Annotated in this window: 1 rRNA gene; it reads right to left on the bottom strand. The window is 51.4% G+C overall.

Annotated features, from left to right (window positions below):
• Nucleotides 1-255: ribosomal RNA gene (locus GM676_RS31420) — 23S ribosomal RNA — on the bottom strand; the annotation flags it as partial.

Below are 255 nucleotides of genomic sequence, written 5' to 3'. Positions count from 1 at the left end.
GCCTTGGAGGATGGTCCCCCCATATTCAGACAGGATTTCTCGTGTCCCGCCCTACTTGTCGTACGCTTAGTACCACCGCTTGAATTTCGTGTACGGGGCTATCACCCGCTATGGCTGCCATTTCCAGAGCATTCCACTATCCAAACGACTATCACGTACAGGCTCTTCCCATTTCGCTCGCCACTACTTTGGGAATCTCGGTTGATTTCTTTTCCTGCAGCTACTTAGATGTTTCAGTTCGCCGCGTTCGCTTCA

This window comes from Duganella radicis (assembly GCF_009720825.1).
Lineage (GTDB): Bacteria > Pseudomonadota > Gammaproteobacteria > Burkholderiales > Burkholderiaceae_D > Rugamonas > Rugamonas radicis.
This window is presented reverse-complemented; position numbering and strand designations above follow the sequence as displayed.